Genomic DNA, 19,659 nt, shown 5'->3' with positions numbered 1-19,659 from the left:
AGCCTTTTTACTAAAAACAAGTTTCCAGCAAGACTCAAAAATTGATTGCAATTTTTGAGTCTTTAAGTTTCATCGAAGTATACCTGATATATTAGAACATTATATATTCAAAAAACTTTATATTTGAATCTAAAATCAATCATTAAGTTCGTGTTAATCACTAAAATTCAGATTCTTACTAAAATTTCATTTGTTCTCATTTTTATAATAAGCACTTTTATGATTTACATTTTTTTCGAGAACGTAGGTATTGGAATGAGAGGGGCTGTTTCCGGAATTCTAGCTTATGTTTTATCCCCAGGGATCAAAAAAGTAGATTCTCAAAGTGGTGAACATATTCAGGTCAAATTTATATTTTTAAAAAAAACTTGTTACTTTTAGATTAATTAACAATATGATCATTACCAATCAATTTCATAGAAATGAAATTCAAGAATAAAACAGATATGTACTATACTACCATAGCCTTCGGTATGGTTGTCATTCTTGCTGTGTTTATAGCTATAATTATCCATCAAAGTAAAGAATCCGATTCCGGGATGTCCATTTATCTCCCTGTCATTAATTTCATTGCGATAAGTTTACTGATACTTCAAAATTATTTTAAACTCTCCTATGATATTAAAAATTCACTTTTAATATGCCATAGCAATTTCGTCAATGAGATTATTCCAATAAGTAGAATTCATAGCGTTACTTATGAGAATAAATATATATTCGGTTTGCATCCAGCGACAGCAAAATCTGGTTTACTCCTCACATACAAAACAAACGAAGAAATTTTTGTCACTCCCAAAGATGAAAACCTTTTTATTGAGAAACTTTTAGAATTTAATAGTGACATTCAAGTTAAAGAAAATCACAAGCTACTTACTTAAACTATTTCAGAAGTAAAAAATGACAGAAGGTACAAAGCCAACATTTAAAACAGGTTTAATTTCAGGTTTTGCTTATGCTTTATCAATAGCTGGTTTTGACCTTATTACAGGCGAAGCATTTCAATTCAGGAAGCTTATCATTCAATTTATATACTTTGGATTAATAATGGTATATTTTTTAATTACATTTTAAATAAAAAAGATGAAAAATCAAGATTTTAAAATTAGCTCAAAAATCGTGTGGCTTTTAGTTCTTGGTGATTTCTTATTCATCATCCTAGGTGCTTTAGCGAAAATTCAACATTGGAGATTTTCAGATTTTCTTTTATCAACAGGCCTTGTGCTTTTACTTTCTGGATGGATTATCATTTTTAACGACATGATAAAGAACAAAATATCCAATAAACCCTTTTGGATCCTCAGCATGTTTATAATGCCTGTGATCTCACCTATTTTTTACCTGTTGCAAAGCAATAGATTGAAAAAAGAAAAAGGGATTTGAGTTATTATTAATTTCTATTAAAAATAATACCTACTTTTTGCACTCATAAAATTCAAAAATCTTTCAATACCTTTAGTTCCAAAACCATTCTTATGAATAAATTTAAACTAAGCATCATCTTTATTTTTCTTTTCTCATTGGAATGTTTTAGCCATGAAGGCTCAACTCAGGTAAGAAATTCGGTCATAAGCAGCGGTATCGGACTTGGATCTGTACTTGCTGTAGTGACATCCTGAGAAAGAAACAAGTCTGTGCTTCTTGCTTTGCTGCACGGTATTTTTAGCTGGCTATATGTGATATATTTTGTGCTAACAAGAAAGCCTGGCGAAAAGCATTAAGCAACTTGATTTCTATTTCAATTCAAAGGACTTTAAAACCACTTCAGCATCTTTTAGATATTTGGTGTAAAGAAATTCACTTGCAGAATAATCAACTACATAGTAAAAATCCTCTAAAACATGAACATACTTTTTGCTAACCCGGGTTGAATATCTATAATCATTCTCTCGTGTCCTTCTGTTTATTCTTGTCTTAATGATGTACAATTGATCACTTACTCTAGAAACTCCTTCTTTATTTCCATCTTCAAAGTCTTTTTCGAGATAATAATAGGATGATTTATTTTTAGTATTCACAGAATCTTTTGGAAACTTAATTATCCTTACAGAAGACGACGAATATTTAGACTCTGTCGAATCAATAATTTGATCTTGATAGGCTTTGTAAAATTTTTCATTGGACTTATTCCCGATCACCTTATTAGTTACTCCTGAAAGACTATCTCGGAAAGTGAAGGCATCATAAATTGTTTTCTTGTGGGCAAGACGAAGAATACCGTCTAATTTGTCTTGCTTATTAAACTCATAAAATTCCCAATTAGGTGGATAGTAAAACTGAAAGTCTTTGTTTTCATAAACCTTTACCCGTTTGTTGGTTTTGGAATCTATGACGGTATTGGAAGCACAGGAAAAAAGTAAGACTACAATAACAAGAAAAAATGAATGTTTCATAAATAGATTTTTGGGGCTGTAATATCTTAAATTATTTATTAAATTTAGAATTCTTATACTTTTGATATACAGATGAGTATTACAGACCTGAAATACCTAACAGCTTATATTATTCCCGTTTGTGCAGTTTTCGGAGTTTTATATCCAGCAGAATTAAGCTACCTCACTCCTATTGTGACTTTTGGGATAGTTCCAATCTTGGAATTGTTCACACCAGAATTCACTCAAAACTTATCGGACACCGATAAAGCTTCTAAAGCAACACATCCGTTTTTTAATTGGTTATTATACTTCAATTTACCTCTTGTCTATTTTATATTAGGACTTTCACTTTATACTATAGAGTTTCAAGTTCTCACTACAACTCAAATACTAGGTGTAGTGCTTAGTGTAGGAATCGTGCTGGGGAGTAATGGCATCAACGTAGCTCATGAATTGGGTCATAGAGAAAACCAATGGAGTCAGCTAGCCTCTAAGTTCCTTCTGCTTCCCTCCCATTACACTCATTTTACCATAGAGCATAACTTTGGGCATCATGCAAAAGTGTCCACCCCAGAAGATCCTGCAACAGCCAAACTGAACCAAAGCGTGTATTCCTTTTGGTTCAACTCATCTATACGTCAATACTTAAATGCCTGGCAACTCCAAAAGCAATTACTCCGTGCAAAAAATAAAAAGTTCTGGTCCATACATAACTCGATGCTGATCAATACAGCTTTACAACTTGTTTATTTAAGCCTTTTGTTTATCCTATTTTCCTGGCAAACTGCATTACTGGCAATCAGTATGGGAGTTGTAGGTTTTTTGCTTTTAGAAAGTATAAATTATATTGAACATTACGGCTTACTAAGAAAACAGCGTAAAAGTGGCAGGTATTTTCCTGTCAAGGAAATCCATTCCTGGAATTCCAACCATTTACTAGGAAGAATCCTTTTGTATGAGCTTACCAGACATAGTGATCACCATTACAGAGCCAATAAAAATTATCAATTATTAGATTATTACTCCACTAGTCCAGAATTACCTTATGGCTACCCCACAAGTATTCTCATTGCATTTATCCCACCACTTTGGTTTGCTATTATGAATCCAAAAGTCCCTAAAGACATGCGAGAATTGGCTTTAAATCAACTTAAGCAAGTCACTTAATCCTTATTTTTTTAGTTTTCTATTGAATTTGCCAAGTGTTCAAAATATCATCCCGATATTCAGTTTTAATGCTTAGGTGAAACTTGAACGCTTGCTTCAGAAGTGACCTGCACCCAACTGAAGTTGAGAGATAAACTCAAACAAAAAAGACCAGAAGTAAACTTCCAGTCTTTTCTTAAATCAAATTCAGAAGAAATTTTACTCCTGAGTGTCTTTGTTTTTAACATATTTCTCCAGCCACTGGTCCTGCTCCCACAACATATGCATAATGCTTTCTCTAGCGGCATAACCGTGACTTTCTTTTGGCAGCATCACCAATCTGGCTGGAGCTCCAAGTCCTTTGAGAGCATTGAAATAGCGCTCACTTTGCATAGGATAAGTCCCTGAATTGTTATCGGCCTGACCGTGGATAAGCAACAGCGGTGTCTTCATCTTATGAGCATTCATGAAAGGCGACATCGTATTGTAAACCTCAGGGGCCTCCCAGTAGTTTCGTTCTTCGGACTGAAAACCAAAAGGCGTCAATGTTCTATTGTATGCACCACTTCTTGCGATACCAGCTGCAAACAAATCTGAATGCGAAAGTAAGTTTGCTGTCATAAATGCGCCATAGCTATGGCCTCCAACTGCTACTCTATCTCTGTCTATATAACCCATCTCATCTACGGCATCGATTGCTGCTTTTGCATTGGCTACCAGTTGGGATTTAAAACTATCGTTTGGTTCTTCTTCTCCAACTCCTATGATTGGGAAAGCTGCATCATCCAAAACAACATACCCCCTATTCACCCAATAAATTGGTGATCCATAGTAAGGATAAGTGAACTCTTTAGAGCTTGATGTTACCTGTGAAGCACTATTTTTATCTTTGTATTCACGTGGGTATGCCCACATAATCATTGGCTTCTTTTCTTTATTATCCATATCATAACCTACCGGCAGATAAAGTGTTGCTGATAATTCCAAGCCATCTTCTCTTTTATAGGTAATCACTTCCTTATGAACGTCTTTTAAAACCTCGAATGGATTTTTAAAATCTGTGATTTGCTCAAGATCGCCGGTTTTATAATTTCTGAAGTAATAATTAGGAAATTCATTGCTGCTTTCAAGTCTTGTTAATATTCTTCCCTCTTCAGCATCAATCATATTAACGAATGATTCCAGCATATCTGAGTCTCCAACCTCAAATACTCGATTGGTAGTTTTGGATATCAGATTGTATTTATCAACGAACGGAAATTTACCTTCCGGAGAATAACCTTCTCCCATAAGAGTTAACTCATCATCTAAAATCTCAAGAACAGATTCGTTGAATTTATTTTTTGAAGTGACAAAACTTCCTGGATTATCATATTGATTTTGATAATTACGTTCATTAAAGACTACAGGATCCGCTTTTGGTTTTGAAGGATTAAAAATACTAGTCTTAAGAGTTCTTGTATTCCACCAGTATTCATAAAGAACTGCAGTATTTTTATCTCCCCAGGTGATATTAGAAAATCTTAATTGAGTTTTAGCTAAAAACTTCTTTTTTCCTTTGAACGGAGCTTCCAACTGGTAAACTTCATCTCTAAACTCTACTTCTTTGTTGGCATCCCCTTCATCCAAAGCTTCAACCCATACCATCGTTGCTGGATGATCGTTTCTCCAGGACATATTTCTTGGTCCGGTTCGCGTTGACATAAAACCTTTAGGCATTTCTTCCATAAGAGGTACATCAGCAACTACATGCACCAACTCACCATCTTTAGAAAAAATACTATAATTGGTCGGAAATCTGCCGTAAGTTACAATGTAAGAAAATGGCTTTTTGATTTCTGAAATCATAATGTAATTTCCATCAGGAGAAACAGACATACTACCGTACATTGCCGCTGGCTTCCAGAGGCTTTTATTCCCTTGTAGATCCACTTTGTGAATCGCTGAAGTTGCCAATACTTCAAAATTGAATTCGTCGTCACTATTCTTTAAAAGATCCTGGTAAGTCCTATTTTGTGCTTCAACTCCAGCCTCATTAACAGAGACTGTAGGGCCTGTCGGGACTTTGTTATCTGCATCAATAAGACTAGGACGATTTTCTGGTAATGTTTTTACTAAAACACCCGTCTCATCTGGAAGCCATGTCATAGTGGTGCCCATGTTACCGCTTACAATAGCTTCGGTTAGTTTACTAGCAGTTTTTTTATCATAATCAATCATCCATAATTCATTACCCATTTCTGTGGTATGTGTGAAGGCGATATAATTATACTTTGGAGACCAATTTAAATTTGAAATTTTAGGATTGCCAGGTAGGTTTTTGATTTCAAACTCTTGTTTCGCTTCGGGATCAAATAATTTTAAGTCAACATAGAAACGAGTCCTACTTGAAATATTGGTTTTAGGGTTAATTCTCAAACCAGCAAGTCTCAGCTCATCTTCTGCTAAATCTTCTATTGTTTGATACTGATTCCTATAAATAAGTAAAGCCTTGCTCCCGTCTGGGTTTATGCTCATTGATGGTGGCATAGGAGCATCTGCGAGTTCTAGAATGTCTTCATGTGGTTTTTGGTAGTTTAAATCAATCTGACTAAAACCCAGCCATGGTAAAAAAGTAAAGAATACAATTAGTAATTTTTTCATGTGATAAAGTTTAAATTTTCAATGTGTTTATATATTAAATTTAATAGTAAAATTTTTCATAAACGCTTTTCACTATGTTTTTTTAACAGGCATCTTGAATTTTTAGTCTTTAAATGTAAGTATATTGAAGAAATTTTAATTTTATGACTAAATTTTTACTTGCCCTATTAATTTTGATGACAAGTTTAAGTTCATTTTCTCAAGTTTTGGAAGATGATTTTGAGGGAAACTCAACCATCTCAACTTGGTTTCCAGATAATGCGGAAATACATACTGATTTCAGTAATCCTTTTCCAAATTCAGAAAACCCCACATCAACAGTTCTGAGATATAATGACAATGGCGGGCTTTATGCTAATATTGGTTTTGACAGTTCAGAGCCTATTATTTTAGAACAAAATACTCCATTTAGTTTGAAGATCTATATACCGTCTTCAAGTATAACAGGAAATCAGCAAAATCAGATTTCTTTGAAACTTCAAAATAAGAATCAACAGTCACCATGGTCGGACCAAACTGAAATTATCAAACCAGTTACTTTGGATCAATGGCAAACTATAACTTTTGATTTTGCAACAGATAACTACATAAATTTAGATCCATCATCTCAAGATCCGTTAGATAGAACTGACTTTAATAGAGTTCTTTTACAAATAAATGGTGAGAATAATACTGATTTCGTAACTGCATTTATAGACGATTTTTATTTTGCGGGTGGTGAACCTTCAAACCCAACAGATCCCGAAAATCCAAGCGACCCAGTATATGATGAGCTTGTTTGGTCTGATGAATTTGATACTGATGGTACATTAGATTCTGAAAAATGGTTTCACCAGACTGAATTACCAAATGGTGAATCTTGGTTTAATGGTGAAATTCAACATTATACAGATAGAATTGAAAATACATTTGTTGAAAATGGAATAATGCATCTCGTAGCCAAAAAGGAAACATTTACAGACCAAGGTGTTACCAAAGATTATACATCTGCTAGATTAAACTCCAAGTTTACATTTACTTATGGACGTGTAGAAGTAAGGGCAAAATTGCCTACAGGTGCTGGAACCTGGCCAGCTATATGGATGCTGGGTAAAAACATAGATGAGACTGGCGGGTACTGGGATAACCAAGGTTTTGGAACAACTCCTTGGCCAGAGTGTGGTGAAATAGACATTATGGAACATTGGGGGTACAATCAAAATTTTGTACAAAGTGCAATGCACACTCCGTCAAGTTATGGTGGAACTATTAATCATGGGGGGCAATACATTTCAACAGTCTCCTCTGAGTTTCATACGTATACCTTAGACTGGTATGAGGACAGAATGGTATTTGCTGTAGATGGAAATGTGCACTATATATATGAGCCAGACACACAAAATGCAGATACGTGGCCTTTTACTGAAGATCAGTATATCTTATTAAATACAGCTATACAACCAAGTATAGATCCAACGTTTACTGAAAGTACATTTGAAATAGATTATGTGAGAGTGTACCAGGAAAGCTCACTCAGTACTGAAGCTGTTTCAGATAGATCTAAATTAAATATCACGCCAAACCCTGTAGATCAATTTACAACAGTGGTCAATGGAAGATTAAATACGAATCAAACTCTTGACATCTATACTATCCAGGGACAATTGAAGGAGTCGTATCGTATTAACAGCAGACAAACTGAAATCGATATGTCAGGATGGTCGTCTGGGGTCTATCTCTTTAAAGTAAAAGGATCAGGTTACAATGACACCTATAAGGTGATAAAACTTTAATTTTTACGATTATGACTTTTTACGAGTATCTGCGATATAGCTGATTTTCCAGCCCTCTTTAGTTTTGAGTAAAGTCATTACGTTGGTACCACTATGTGAAAGTTTATCATCGACATAAAATGAATACGGCAGCATATATTGTGCTAGATGTTCATTTACGATAGACTCTTCTGATCTGATCTTTTCAAAAATTTTTGTTTCATTAGGTATTGATTTTATTCCATCTACAAACTCTTGTTTGCTTTGGGAGCTCACCTCTATTTCTTCACCAATTGCAAGAGTATGAATTTTCATATCATCAAGACATAACTCATTGAGCAACTCATGATTTTTAGAATTTAGAGCTTCAAAAAAAGAATCGACCACTTCTCCTGCTGTTTGTGCATTGGCTTGAGAAAAAGCAAAAAATAGAAAAATATTTACAAATGTAATTTTCATGAATCTGGATTTGATGATTTGTTTTTGTTGATAATGATCTCGTAAGTTTCTGCACGTTCCAATTCTGAACTTGATGCTTCTTCGTAAGCTATTTTTAGGTCTTCTCGTTTTTTTGCATCATCTTTAAAGGAGACCAAAGCTTTAACCGCTAATACAAAGCGAGTAATCAAAAAAGTACAGGTTATGATGTCTAAGATATTTGCAAGAACAGCTTGGCCAGTATTTTTCTCACCTCCTCTGGCATATTTGCCCATCCAGATAAGGTGCAAGCCAAAATATCTACCAAAGGTTAAAGGCTCAACTTCCTGAGCCTTTTCTTTATATATTTTAGCACGCTGAACACATGCTTTCTCAGAAATTTTCAGAACATCTACAAATGTAGATTGCATGGCTTCCACAATTTTTTTTAACTGATCAAAAACTTTATCATCCTCATCAACAGTGAAACCTAATACGTCGTCTATATCTGCAATTTTAGCATTGAATTGTCTGAGCATATTAAATAACAGTTCACTTTCCTCTTCATCCAGATATCCATCTTCTACAAAAGCTAAAGCTTCATTTTTGAGAATTGCATAGGCTCCGGCAATTTTAGAAATCAAGGTTGGCGGCCTGTAACCTAATGTAAAGTTAAGACTCTTTTCAAATTCTGATTTTACATCCGTTAATTTTCCTTGATGCTGAATTTTTCTAGTGGTTGACGGCGATGTCCTATTAGATGTATTATTCTTTACATGACGAATAGGTATAGAGTGTTTGTTTTTGAAGATAGTATTACTTGCCACTCTTCCTAAATCTCGACCAACTTGATTGATAGCACTTTGAAAAAAACCCATAGTTTAGTTTATAGCCTCAAACTTAATTAAAGTGATAATACAGAAGCACTTTCAGGTTAAGATTATTAAAAAAGTATACTTAATAAAACTAAAGTCAAAAATGGAATGCTTCAGATGAATTAAATAGTAAATTGAAATTGAGATCTTTAGTATTCCTAAAATCAGGACATTAAATAAAACAAACTAATGCTTTTAAGCTGGATATCGTTAAAATTTAAGTTAGCAGTAATAAATTCAACCTAAAAAAGAAAACCATAGATACGTAGTCAAAAGTGATAATGGAATGCCGATAGCAGCAAACATGGAAGCGAGATTTGGTCTGAGTTTATACTCAATCGCAAGCAAAACTCCGGTGATCATTGGTGCCATAGCAGCTTCCACAATAGACACTTTAATGATAAGATCACTGGAATTGGAAAGCTGATTGTAAACCAAAAAAATAATAAGCGGTGCTAAAAATAACTTATAAAGCAATCCTGCACCGAATGGCCAAAACTCAAAGTTCTTGGTCTTCCAGGTGAGCTGGGTTCCTATTGAAAATAATGCTAACGGGCTAAGAGTCGAACCGAGCGTTTCGAAAACTTGGTTTAGAGTGTTTGGGACTTCAACAAAAGTGAGTAATAAAGACACAATAAATGCTATGAAGGGCGGAAAATGGATTATTTTCTTAGCGATGGGCTTAAAGTTTCCTCTACCCTCTTGAAAATAAACTGCTGCAAAAATTCCTAAGGTAGCCATGACCATGAATGATCCTGGCTGGTCTGCTAATATTCCATACTTGATGGCTTCATCTCCATAAAACAATTTTAGAAGCGGAAAACCTACAAATGAAGTATTGCCTAGCCCACAACAAAGGATTAGACAACCAATCAGGTGCTTATGCCAGTCGAAAATCTTACCTAACACGAGAAATAATACTGCGGCTAAGCCAAAGACAATCCATGGCATCAAGGCTGGAAAAAGGATTTCGTAGCGATAATCGATATTTGGAATATACCTCAAGGATAATGCTGGCAGGGAAACATAAAATATAAAAGCATTGATTCCTTCGTGTGCTCTTGGTGGAAAGGTTTTTAGTTTACTCAATAATACTCCGACAATAAGACAAAGAACGATGAGAATAAAGTTACTCATAGATATTATTTACTCTATAGCTTACAATAATAAGTTCTTTGATGCTTTATTAGATTCATTTTTTGAAAAAAATTATTACTTCAAAACTTTAAGCAAATCTTTCCAGGCCTTTTCCCTGGCTTCTTTATTGTCTTCACTTGCATCTGGCTGAGCACCACTTCGCATAAATCCATGACCACCACCTTCATAGATATTATATGAATAAAATTTACCCAGTTTATTCATTTTATCTTCAGTTTCTGGAATGGTGGAATTGACTCTCGCATCATTACCACCATAAAACCCGTATACTGGAATTTCAATTTTAGCAAGTTCTTCCATGTCTTTTGGAGCTGTACCATAAAAAACAAGCGCTTCTTCAAGGTCAGAATTATGAGTGGCATATTTAAAACTTTGCGAACCACCCCAACAAAAACCAATCACTGAAACTTCGCCAGTTCCAGCATCAATAGATTTTGCATACTCAAAAGCTGTGTCTAAATCGGACATCACTTGTTGTGAATCTAGATTATAAATCGCATTTCTGGCAGCGTCAGAATTTTCAAAGTCGCTTGTTTTTGAAATGCCTTCTGAACTATTTGAAAGTAAATCTGGAGCTACAGCGATAAATCCTTTTTCTGCAAGTTCATCTGCGAAACGTCTCGCCCAGTCGTTGAGACCTCTATTTTCATGAATGACAATAAAGACTTTAGCCTTATCTGAAACTTCAGGATAAACAATAAAATTATGTAAAGTCTTCCCATTACTTTCCAACTCCACCCATTCGTGATGTCTTGGGGATTGTTCTAAAACTTCGAGATCGGTTTGTGAAAATGCTGAAATACTAATTAATATACTTAGAAGTGTGGTTAACGATTTCATTTGAATAAGGTTTAAATCACACTAAAGATATTGCATTTTTGGTTTGAATTGAAATTTTACTGAAAATAAAGCCACAGCTGAAGGCTAAAAAATGCTATGAGTATGGCAAGGCCGTAACTCAATAAAGTACCGATAAGAACATATTCTGTAAGCTTTCTGTCTTTTGATTTTGATAAATCGCTAAAGCGAAAAATAGATTTAGCTGCTATTAAAAAGCCGATTCCAGCCCAGTAATTTAAAACACAAATCCAAAAATGAAAAGACGTTCTATAACTCCAATATACCATCCCGCTTTATCTAATGCTTCACCTTCAAAATGATTAAGATCCCATTTTGATAACACTACTTTCATAATGACTCCTGAAACATAAGTCAGAAGCACAAATGCTAAAATGATGATCAGCCATTTATCCTGAATCTGCAATAAATTAGTCCAATCTATATTGAAATAAACTCCGATAGCAGTAAGAATAACAAGCAAATGCAATGCCTGATCCACAAAAAAGAGGTGAATCTGTGAAAATCTATTTTTAAGTTTTATTTTTATTAGATCAATAATCAAATGACTAATACCAATACTTAAAACTACAGGGATTAAGCTTACTTTAAAGCTTGTAACTAAAAACAAGAGTAAAAAATGAATCCCAATATGAAACCAAAAATATTTTGATTTAGTTCCTATTTGTTCTTTACTCTCCACCCATTTATAAGGCTGAAATACAAAATCACCTAAAAAATGAGCGAGTAATAGTTTTAGAAGTACCGTTATCATGATTTCACGATTAAGCCTTTATAGTAGGCCAGTAATTTTAAGATTTCCTTGTATCCTGTCTTTTGAAGCGTAAAACTAATGGTACTTGCCGATTTATTAAGCTTCTTAGCAATTTCTTTTTGAGTATAATCGGGATGCTCCAACGCTATTTTTAGAGTTACCGCATCTATGCTTGTCCACTTATCGAAAGTTAATGCACCGAGTTGAAGCATTAAATTTAAACTAGTATTGTAACCTTTATTTCCAGTTTCTACTGCTAAGTTGGTTGCTTTTAAATTTTCAAAACATTGCCCAGATCTGTAAAAAGCCTCACCCTGCTCTTCCGTAATTTTACCAGTTGAACCATTTGTTTTTCCAATTCCTATAGCCATTCTAACATCTAAAGAGTTATGCTCTTTGATACAGGCTTTTATATAAAAACAAGCCTCTAAACTTTTTTCAATTGTTGTTTTAAGCTGAAAGCTGTCCCCTCTATAAACTTCCCAATCTTTCAAATGATCTCCATACCTGTTTAGGGCACGCTTCAAAGAATCTAACCAGTCTAAACTGTCACTTTCTCTTGAATTTACTATGTCTCCTGTGATGATTGCTATCATGTCTTCTGTATCTTACATATATTAAATATTCGACTAATATATCATATTATTAGGTATTCGACTCTAAAATCGAATTATAAGATATTTGATTCTAGAATCGAATTGTTAGATATTCGGCGTTTAAATCTAATTTAAACATAAAATAATTGTAGAGTAAAATAAGCTATATGAGGTTAACTCTCTCTAATTTTGTGAATTATACTTCATTCATGAAATTTCACTACTCCATCTTATGTATCCTTATCACTTTTATATCATACTCACAATCTGTATTTGATCAAGATCAAGTTATTGAAAAAACCATGTCTCAGCGTTGGGAATTGGACGATGAGGATAAGAATGGAACTTTTAAACTTACATTTTATAAACCCATTTTTGTTTTACCAGCAAGATGGTCGAGTAACCCCAACGAACTTCCGCAAAGTGAAAGTTTAGAAAATAGCTTTACAGAAGTGCAAAATTACGATCAAGTGGAAGCAAAGTTTCAATTGAGTTTAAAAACAAAATTAATACAGTCCTTTTTGTTTGGTCACGGTGATATTTGGTTAGGATTTACACAACTAGCTAATTGGCAAGTCTATAATGACCCAGTTTCAAGACCATTCCGAGAATTGAATTATGAACCCGAATTGATTGTCAATTTTCCAATGAAAGTGAATTTGTTTGGAATTGATTTGAGAATGGCTGGTTTAGCTTTTAACCATCAATCTAATGGAAGAGATTTACCAAGATCGAGAAGCTGGAATAGAATTATGTTTCATGCAGCTTTTGAAAAAGATAACTTCCAATTGTACCTGAAACCTTGGATAAGAATTGAAAGTTCAGATAAAGATGACAATCCTGCGATTAGTGAATATATTGGACGAATGGAGGCCAATGCTATCTATAATAAAAATAAACACAGTATTTATGTGATAGGCAAAAACTCTTTAGATTTTGATAAAAACAGAGGTAGCCTTGAGATTAATTATTTATATTCTGTAAAATCTAATCTCAGATTACATTTTCAAGCATTTACTGGTTACGGTGAAACTTTAATTGATTACAACCACAAGCAGACTACGTTAGGTATTGGAATTTCCTTTATAGATTGGTAAAAATATGAAGCTAACTTTTATCTGATTCAGAATAAATTTTAATTAAATCTAAACAGATCTTTCTACACCATTAGGCTATTTTGATTTCAAAAATGCTGTGCAGCTTATAAAGCGTACCTTTGCAAAATAATAAAGAAATGACCTGAATATAATTAGTGTCATTTCATAAACACTTTTTATGTCATTTAAGTCATTAGGACTCTCAGAATCCCTTGTGAAAGCAGTAAGCGAACAAGGTTACGATACACCAACACCAATTCAGTCTAAAGCAATACCTCCTGTACTGGAAAGAAAGGATGTGCTAGCTTCGGCTCAAACAGGAACAGGTAAAACAGCAGGTTTTACGTTGCCCTTACTCGATATTTTATCCCAGACACCTCCACAGCGTAATAGACCTATACGAGCATTAATTCTTACTCCAACGAGAGAATTGGCAGCTCAGGTTCATCAGAATGTTAAAGATTACAGTCAATTTGTAGATCTAAGATCTACTGTCATTTTTGGCGGAGTTAATCAAAAATCACAAGTATCTACCATTAGAAATGGTATAGATATTCTGATAGCTACTCCGGGAAGGCTTATCGATTTGAATAATCAAGGCTTATTATCCCTTAAGAAAGTTGAAATTTTAGTACTCGATGAAGCTGACCGTATGTTGGATATGGGGTTCTTGAGAGATATCAAGAAAATAATGGGGCTTATCCCAAAACAAAGACAAACACTATTATTTTCGGCTACATTTTCAAAAGATATCCGAAAATTAGCTAGTGAATTTTTGAAAAATCCTGTTTCTGTTGAATCTACTCCAGAAAACACAACTGTAGAAGCTATTGAGCAACAGGTTTACCGTGTTGCTAAAGACAAGAAACCAGATTTGCTCATCAAACTTATTTCTGAAGGCCACTGGGATCAGGTGCTTGTATTTACGAGAACTAAACATGGCGCCAACAAGCTGGTTAAAAAATTAGAGTCAGCAAAAATAGGCGCAGCTGCTATTCATGGGAATAAAAGTCAGGGAGCCAGAACCAAAGCACTTGAAGGATTCAAAAGTGGAACTGTAAAAGTCCTTGTAGCCACAGACATAGCTTCTAGAGGTTTAGATATTCCATTACTACCATATGTAGTGAATTATGAATTACCGAATGTTTCTGAAGATTATGTCCATAGAATAGGAAGAACTGGAAGAGCTGGTGCAAGTGGTCTCGCGATTTCACTAGTAAGCGCAGATGAAACTGTATTTCTAAAAGATATTGAAAAATTGATTGGATCTAAAATTCCTATGGATATTTTAGAAGGATTCGAACCAGATCCAAATGCATCAACAAAGCCTTTTAATCCACAACAAAGAGGTAAAAAACCTCGTAGTAATTCTAGATCAAGCTCTGCACAAGGTTCTAGGAAACCTTCTGGAGACAAATCTAGAAACACAAGAACAAATTCTAGCAAACCAAGACGCTAAAAGCAATAGCTGTGGAAACGCAAAAGAACAATCCTTTACATGGCATAACTCTAGAACAAATTCTAGTAGATTTAGAAGCTTTTTATGGGTGGAAAACACTTGGAGAACAAATTAGCATTCGTTGTTTCAAGGAAAATCCATCCATAAAATCTAGCCTAAAGTTTTTAAGAAAAACACCCTGGGCCAGAACTAAAGTGGAACAGCTTTACGTTAAGTTTCAAAAAGAGATTAATGGATAATACAACTCCAGAGTACTGGTTGAGAGGACCTCTTGAAGATATACCGGCTTTACTTCAACCAGCTGCTCATGCTTTGTTACAAACACAGCTTGAAGCTCATCGCTATACCAAAGATTTTAACGAGAAACTCTTATGGGAAACTCCGTTTGACAGAGCCAGCGTCGGGTTTCATTTACAGCACATTGCTGGAGTTATCGACAGAATGCTGACTTATGCTCAGCAAAAACAACTTTCTGAAATTCAATTTGATTATTTAGAAGCTGAAGAAAAAGCTAATTCTGAAATAAGCTTAACCATTTTACTAGAACATCTGAATTTAAAAATTGATGAAGCTCTGAATTATTTTAAACAACTAAAAAACACCGATTTAACTGAATTTCGTTCAGTAGGCAGAAAGGAATTACCTTCAACGCAGATTGGCGTGTTGTTCCACGCAGCAGAACACAGCCAGCGACATATAGGCCAATTATTGGTGACTGTGAGTGCTTTAAAAACTAGACATAACTTATAGCTTGATTTTGATCTGAATTAAATTCAGAATACTTTATTTAGATTTCTGTTTCAACTGCAATCCATAAAGGAAATTCCTGAGGTATTGATCCATCAATTCTCTATATTGAGGTTGGGTCGGTCGCCTCATAAAAGAACTCAGTTCATGTTTACTCACTTTTTTCCCTGCCAGCTGAAATAACTCAATCATGTCTTCAGATTTGAGTTCATAGGCAATTTTTAGTTTTTTGAGAACGTCATTATTGTTTAAGAATAATTCAGCTTCAGGCGTTTTTCCCTCTTTTTTACCTCGGTGGGCAATGATTAAGCCATTGAGAAATGAAGCTAACTTATGATCTTCAAGTTCTATAAAATCTTCATCGTCATCACTTTTCAACCAATCGCTTACTTCTGCTCGGGAAACTTCAAGGCCGCCCAATTTGAAAAATGACATCATTTTAGAATCGGTGTATTCAAAGGTATAGCGCAATCGTCGCAAAACATCGTTGTTGGTCATCTGTAAACTGAATTTGGTTGTGATTCTTAATTAAATTCAAAAGTAAATAAGCAAAGTACATCAATGGCCCATTTTTACAATAAATAATGTAAACTTGCCATTTAATTTGTCCAAATGTATCCTCAACTTCAGGCTCACCTTCTAAAAGACATCAATTTCACTCCAAGTGAAGTCCAAGAATTTATTAGCATTTTGAAACACCAAAAGCTTAATAAAAAAGACTTATTAATCCAACCAGGAGACAAGGTTACACACGAACATTATGTCCTGAAAGGTTGTCTTAAAGCTTATTATCTTGATAAAAATGGTCAGATGCACATTATCCAATTTGCTGTAGAAGATTGGTGGATAAGCGATTTTGAAGCTTTTTTCAATGAAAAACCCGCGCAGCTTTTTGTCGAATGTCTGGAAAACAGTGAGTTGTTGAGCCTTGATAAAGTAGCTTTGGAGAAGTTATACACCAGAATACCAAAATTCGAGAGGTTTTTTAGACTAAAGGTAACCAAAGCTTTTGTAGCCTTAAGAAATCGAATTTTATCCTCACTTCAGAAAGACAGTAAAACCCGTTACGTAGAATTTTGCAAACAATATCCGAGTTTACAAGGCAGGATCGCCAATTATCATATTGCTAATTATCTGGGAATGACGCCAGAAAGCTTAAGCAGAATTAGAAAAACAATTTAGTTTCCTTTTGAATTTGGTACTGCTGGTTTCAAGTTTTTAGATTAACATACATTAACTACATATCTTGACTTAGATCAATTTTTATAGGAGGCTTATTCCTTAATTTTGAATAAAACATTAGATATGAAAAAAATACTTTTTGTCATCACAAGTAACGATCAACTTGGAGACACAGGAAATAAAACAGGATTTTGGATTGAGGAGTTTGCTGCTCCATTTTACAAATTAAAAGATGCAGGCTTTGAACTTACACTAGCATCTCCAAAAGGAGGACAACCTCCTATCGATCCCAATTCTGAAACTGAAGACGCTAAAACTAAGGCAACAGAACGGTTCGATTTAGATAAAGAAGCTCAAACTTTGCTAGCGAACACACATAAACTTAGCGATATTAATGAAGCTGATTATGATGCTGTTTTCTACCCAGGCGGGCACGGCGTTCTTTGGGATCTAGTGGAGGATAAAACTTCCATAAAACTCATTGAGGAGTTCAATGCTAACAAAAAGCCAGTGGCGTTTGTATGCCATGCACCAGCAGTGCTAAAACATCCTAAAACAGCCGATTGTCAACCTATAGTTAATGGTAAAAAGGTGACAGGCTTTACAAATCAAGAGGAAGACGCTGTTCAATTGTCTGAAGTGGTGCCATTTCTATTGGAAGATATGCTGATCAAAAACGGTGGAGTTTATTCTAAAATTGAAGACTGGCAACCCTATGCTGTTGAAGATGAAAATCTAATTACAGGTCAAAATCCAGCATCCTCAGAAAAAGTAGCTGACTTACTTGTAAAACAGTTAAGTAGATAATTTGTTTTAAAATCACTTGAAATCAAAAGCCTTCCTATAGAAGGCTTTTTTTGTTTCTAAGATTACTTCAGAATTATTAAGCTGATGTAAAGTGTATCTTTGCATTTTATTTTAAATTATGCTAGCTCAACCTCACTTCATAGATATAAGAGTCAATCCTGAAATTGCTCATCAACCTGATGATCTCAAAAAAGCTTTAGCTAAACACATCGGCATTTCAATAAAAGAACTTTCAGAATTTAAAATTTTGAAACGTTCTATTGACGCTAGAGCCAGGCAGATTAAATATCAGTTGAGAATTGCTTATTTCTTGAAAGATGAGTCTGTCGTATGGCCGAAATCTGAAGAAAAAAATTATCATCAAGTTAATGATGATAATCCAAGGATTTTGGTAATTGGAAGTGGTCCTGCCGGACTTTTTGCAGCGCTTAAACTCCTTGAACAAGGTTTAAAACCTGTGGTCATCGAGCGTGGTAAAGATGTGAGAGCAAGGCGTAGAGATTTAGCCAAAATAAATAAAGAACATCTGGTGAATTCAGAATCCAACTATTGCTTTGGTGAAGGTGGCGCTGGCACTTATTCGGATGGTAAGCTTTATACCCGTTCCGGAAACAAAAAAACTATCAAAAAAATACTCCACACCTTTGTTGAACATGGAGCAAGTGAAGATATTCTAGTAGATGCACACCCGCATATTGGGACCAACAAGTTGCCAGATATCATTACAAAAATGAGAGAAACCATCCTAAAATTTGGCGGTGAAATTCATTTTGAAACCAAACTCACCGATTTTATCTTAAAAGAGAATCAGCTGATCGGAATTGAAATGAACCATAGTGAGAAGATTTATGCAGAAGCTTGTATCCTTGCTACTGGACATTCTGCTCGAGATATTTTTTATCTTTTGCATGAGCGAAACATTAAAATAGAATTTAAAACCTTCGCTATGGGGGTGCGGGTAGAGCATCCGCAGTCCCTTATCGATCAAATTCAGTATAAAACACCAGAGCGTGGAGAGTATTTACCGCCTTCGGCTTATAGCTTAGTGGAACAAGTCGATAATAAAGGCGTGTATTCCTTCTGTATGTGCCCTGGAGGAATTATAGCTCCTTGTGCGACAACTCCCGGCGAAGTAGTAACTAATGGCTGGTCACCTTCCAAACGAAATAATCCATATGCTAATTCTGGTATTGTGGTCACTATTGACGAGGAAGAATTAACTGATTTTGAAAAATATGGCCCCTTGAAAGGTTTAAAATTTCAGGAATATATCGAGAAAAAATGCTGGCAACTGGCAGGAGAAACCCAAAGAGTTCCTGCGCAAAGACTCCAGGATTTTATTTCAAAACGGAAATCGACATCTATTCCAAAAAACTCTTATCAGCCGGGCACCACTTCCGTAGAAATGGATTCGATTTTTCCAAAAGCCATGACCAAAAGGCTTCGCGAAGGCTTTAAAAAGTTCACTCAAAAAATGAAAGGCTTCGATCATCCGGACGCTGTAATTCTTGCACCAGAATCCCGAACCTCTTCTCCAGTGAGAATCCCCAGAGATGAAAATACTTTAGAACATCCAGAACTGAAAGGTTTATTTCCTTGCGGTGAAGGGGCAGGTTATGCCGGCGGGATTGTTTCTGCTGCTATTGATGGTGAACGCTGCGCTGAAGCTGTTATGAATGAAATAACAAACAAGACTAACTTATAAAACATAGAAAGCTGGCTAAAAATACAAAACTTGTCACTTAGGACTTGTTTCAAGGTCCTTTTGACTTTTAATTATTAAAGATTCTGAAATAA

Annotated in this window: 23 protein-coding genes; 14 read left to right on the top strand and 9 right to left on the bottom strand. The window is 34.8% G+C overall.

The window, feature by feature from the left end; genetic code table 11:
* The first annotated feature begins 219 nt into the window (after positions 1 to 219).
* The 5 genes from ACFQ0R_RS00675 (at position 220) to ACFQ0R_RS00655 (ending at position 1,616) form a co-directional block, all read left to right on the top strand.
* The gene (locus ACFQ0R_RS00675; protein ID WP_379656441.1) at positions 220 to 381 is read left to right on the top strand and encodes a hypothetical protein; all 162 of its coding nucleotides are present in this window, start codon (positions 220 to 222) and stop codon (positions 379 to 381) included.
* A 41-nt stretch (positions 382 to 422) separates the two neighbouring features.
* Positions 423 to 878 carry a PH domain-containing protein gene (locus ACFQ0R_RS00670; protein WP_379656440.1) on the top strand — a complete coding sequence of 152 codons (456 nt, stop codon included), beginning with the start codon at positions 423 to 425 and terminating at the stop codon, positions 876 to 878.
* A 19-nt stretch (positions 879 to 897) separates the two neighbouring features.
* On the top strand, positions 898 to 1,071 hold the full coding sequence (locus tag ACFQ0R_RS00665) for a hypothetical protein (protein ID WP_379656439.1): 174 nt from the start codon (positions 898 to 900) through the stop codon (positions 1,069 to 1,071).
* A gap of 9 nt (positions 1,072 to 1,080) precedes the next feature.
* Positions 1,081 to 1,380: a GldL-related protein gene (locus ACFQ0R_RS00660; protein ID WP_379656438.1), complete on the top strand. Its 300-nt coding sequence runs from the start codon at positions 1,081 to 1,083 to the stop codon at positions 1,378 to 1,380.
* Between the two features lie 92 nt (positions 1,381 to 1,472).
* On the top strand, positions 1,473 to 1,616 hold the full coding sequence (locus ACFQ0R_RS00655) for a hypothetical protein (RefSeq protein WP_379656437.1): 144 nt from the start codon (positions 1,473 to 1,475) through the stop codon (positions 1,614 to 1,616).
* 114 nt (positions 1,617 to 1,730) lie between these two features.
* On the opposite strand, the gene ACFQ0R_RS00650 is transcribed toward ACFQ0R_RS00655, so the two are convergent.
* On the bottom strand, positions 1,731 to 2,390 hold the full coding sequence (locus ACFQ0R_RS00650) for a hypothetical protein (RefSeq protein WP_379656436.1): 660 nt from the start codon (positions 2,388 to 2,390) through the stop codon (positions 1,731 to 1,733).
* Positions 2,391 to 2,462: 72 nt separating this feature from the next.
* Here ACFQ0R_RS00650 and ACFQ0R_RS00645 point away from each other — a divergent pair, with 72 nt between their 5' ends.
* Positions 2,463 to 3,539, top strand: a complete 1,077-nt coding sequence (locus ACFQ0R_RS00645) for an alkane 1-monooxygenase (RefSeq protein WP_379656435.1) — start codon at positions 2,463 to 2,465, stop codon at positions 3,537 to 3,539.
* 198 nt (positions 3,540 to 3,737) lie between these two features.
* Here the strand turns inward: ACFQ0R_RS00645 and ACFQ0R_RS00640 are convergent, their stop codons facing one another.
* A complete protein-coding gene (locus tag ACFQ0R_RS00640) occupies positions 3,738 to 6,161 on the bottom strand; it encodes a S9 family peptidase (protein ID WP_379656434.1) in 2,424 nt (807 codons plus the stop codon).
* A gap of 143 nt (positions 6,162 to 6,304) precedes the next feature.
* On the opposite strand from ACFQ0R_RS00640, the gene ACFQ0R_RS00635 reads away from it, so the two are divergent.
* Complete coding sequence (locus ACFQ0R_RS00635; RefSeq protein ID WP_379656433.1) at positions 6,305 to 7,933, top strand: family 16 glycosylhydrolase; 1,629 nt, start codon at positions 6,305 to 6,307, stop codon at positions 7,931 to 7,933.
* 9 nt (positions 7,934 to 7,942) lie between these two features.
* Here ACFQ0R_RS00635 and ACFQ0R_RS00630 read toward each other — a convergent pair whose 3' ends face one another.
* The 6 genes from ACFQ0R_RS00630 to ACFQ0R_RS00605 all read right to left on the bottom strand — a co-directional run bounded on the left by ACFQ0R_RS00630 (position 7,943) and on the right by ACFQ0R_RS00605 (position 12,570).
* Positions 7,943 to 8,371, bottom strand: coding sequence for a DUF4829 domain-containing protein (locus ACFQ0R_RS00630; protein WP_379656432.1), 429 nt, complete (start codon positions 8,369 to 8,371; stop codon positions 7,943 to 7,945).
* The gene (locus tag ACFQ0R_RS00625) at positions 8,368 to 9,207 is read right to left on the bottom strand and encodes a hypothetical protein (RefSeq protein ID WP_379656431.1); all 840 of its coding nucleotides are present in this window, start codon (positions 9,205 to 9,207) and stop codon (positions 8,368 to 8,370) included. The genes ACFQ0R_RS00630 and ACFQ0R_RS00625 overlap by 4 nt, the downstream gene beginning before the upstream one ends.
* A gap of 234 nt (positions 9,208 to 9,441) precedes the next feature.
* Positions 9,442 to 10,341, bottom strand: a complete 900-nt coding sequence (locus ACFQ0R_RS00620) for an AEC family transporter (protein WP_379656430.1) — start codon at positions 10,339 to 10,341, stop codon at positions 9,442 to 9,444.
* Between the two features lie 75 nt (positions 10,342 to 10,416).
* Positions 10,417 to 11,202, bottom strand: a complete 786-nt coding sequence (locus ACFQ0R_RS00615; RefSeq protein ID WP_379656429.1) for a dienelactone hydrolase family protein — start codon at positions 11,200 to 11,202, stop codon at positions 10,417 to 10,419.
* A gap of 235 nt (positions 11,203 to 11,437) precedes the next feature.
* On the bottom strand, positions 11,438 to 11,974 hold the full coding sequence (locus ACFQ0R_RS00610; protein ID WP_379656428.1) for a DUF3307 domain-containing protein: 537 nt from the start codon (positions 11,972 to 11,974) through the stop codon (positions 11,438 to 11,440).
* Complete coding sequence (locus tag ACFQ0R_RS00605; RefSeq protein ID WP_379656427.1) at positions 11,971 to 12,570, bottom strand: transcriptional regulator; 600 nt, start codon at positions 12,568 to 12,570, stop codon at positions 11,971 to 11,973. The genes ACFQ0R_RS00610 and ACFQ0R_RS00605 overlap by 4 nt, the downstream gene beginning before the upstream one ends.
* Before the next feature lie 167 nt (positions 12,571 to 12,737).
* On the opposite strand from ACFQ0R_RS00605, the gene ACFQ0R_RS00600 reads away from it, so the two are divergent.
* The 4 genes from ACFQ0R_RS00600 to ACFQ0R_RS00585 all read left to right on the top strand — a co-directional run bounded on the left by ACFQ0R_RS00600 (position 12,738) and on the right by ACFQ0R_RS00585 (position 15,876).
* On the top strand, positions 12,738 to 13,667 hold the full coding sequence (locus tag ACFQ0R_RS00600) for a phospholipase A (RefSeq protein ID WP_379656426.1): 930 nt from the start codon (positions 12,738 to 12,740) through the stop codon (positions 13,665 to 13,667).
* Between the two features lie 178 nt (positions 13,668 to 13,845).
* Positions 13,846 to 15,126 carry a DEAD/DEAH box helicase gene (locus tag ACFQ0R_RS00595; protein ID WP_379656425.1) on the top strand — a complete coding sequence of 427 codons (1,281 nt, stop codon included), beginning with the start codon at positions 13,846 to 13,848 and terminating at the stop codon, positions 15,124 to 15,126.
* Between the two features lie 11 nt (positions 15,127 to 15,137).
* Entirely contained in the window at positions 15,138 to 15,365 is a 228-nt protein-coding gene (locus tag ACFQ0R_RS00590; protein ID WP_379656424.1) for a VF530 family protein, read from the top strand.
* On the top strand, positions 15,358 to 15,876 hold the full coding sequence (locus tag ACFQ0R_RS00585; RefSeq protein WP_379656423.1) for a DinB family protein: 519 nt from the start codon (positions 15,358 to 15,360) through the stop codon (positions 15,874 to 15,876). Before ACFQ0R_RS00590 ends, ACFQ0R_RS00585 begins: the two co-directional genes overlap by 8 nt.
* A gap of 33 nt (positions 15,877 to 15,909) precedes the next feature.
* Here ACFQ0R_RS00585 and ACFQ0R_RS00580 read toward each other — a convergent pair whose 3' ends face one another.
* Positions 15,910 to 16,371, bottom strand: a complete 462-nt coding sequence (locus tag ACFQ0R_RS00580) for a YehS family protein (RefSeq protein ID WP_379656422.1) — start codon at positions 16,369 to 16,371, stop codon at positions 15,910 to 15,912.
* A 114-nt stretch (positions 16,372 to 16,485) separates the two neighbouring features.
* On the opposite strand from ACFQ0R_RS00580, the gene ACFQ0R_RS00575 reads away from it, so the two are divergent.
* From ACFQ0R_RS00575 to ACFQ0R_RS00565, 3 genes are all read left to right on the top strand, one after another.
* Positions 16,486 to 17,055: a Crp/Fnr family transcriptional regulator gene (locus tag ACFQ0R_RS00575; RefSeq protein ID WP_379656421.1), complete on the top strand. Its 570-nt coding sequence runs from the start codon at positions 16,486 to 16,488 to the stop codon at positions 17,053 to 17,055.
* A gap of 123 nt (positions 17,056 to 17,178) precedes the next feature.
* Positions 17,179 to 17,862 (top strand): type 1 glutamine amidotransferase domain-containing protein, encoded by a 684-nt coding sequence (locus ACFQ0R_RS00570; protein WP_379656420.1) that lies wholly within the window; start codon positions 17,179 to 17,181, stop codon positions 17,860 to 17,862.
* A 118-nt stretch (positions 17,863 to 17,980) separates the two neighbouring features.
* The gene (locus ACFQ0R_RS00565) at positions 17,981 to 19,567 is read left to right on the top strand and encodes an NAD(P)/FAD-dependent oxidoreductase (protein WP_379656419.1); all 1,587 of its coding nucleotides are present in this window, start codon (positions 17,981 to 17,983) and stop codon (positions 19,565 to 19,567) included.
* Positions 19,568 to 19,659 lie beyond the last annotated feature (92 nt).

This window comes from Psychroflexus salinarum (genome assembly GCF_042677225.1).
GTDB lineage: Bacteria > Bacteroidota > Bacteroidia > Flavobacteriales > Flavobacteriaceae > Psychroflexus > Psychroflexus salinarum.
This window is presented reverse-complemented; position numbering and strand designations above follow the sequence as displayed.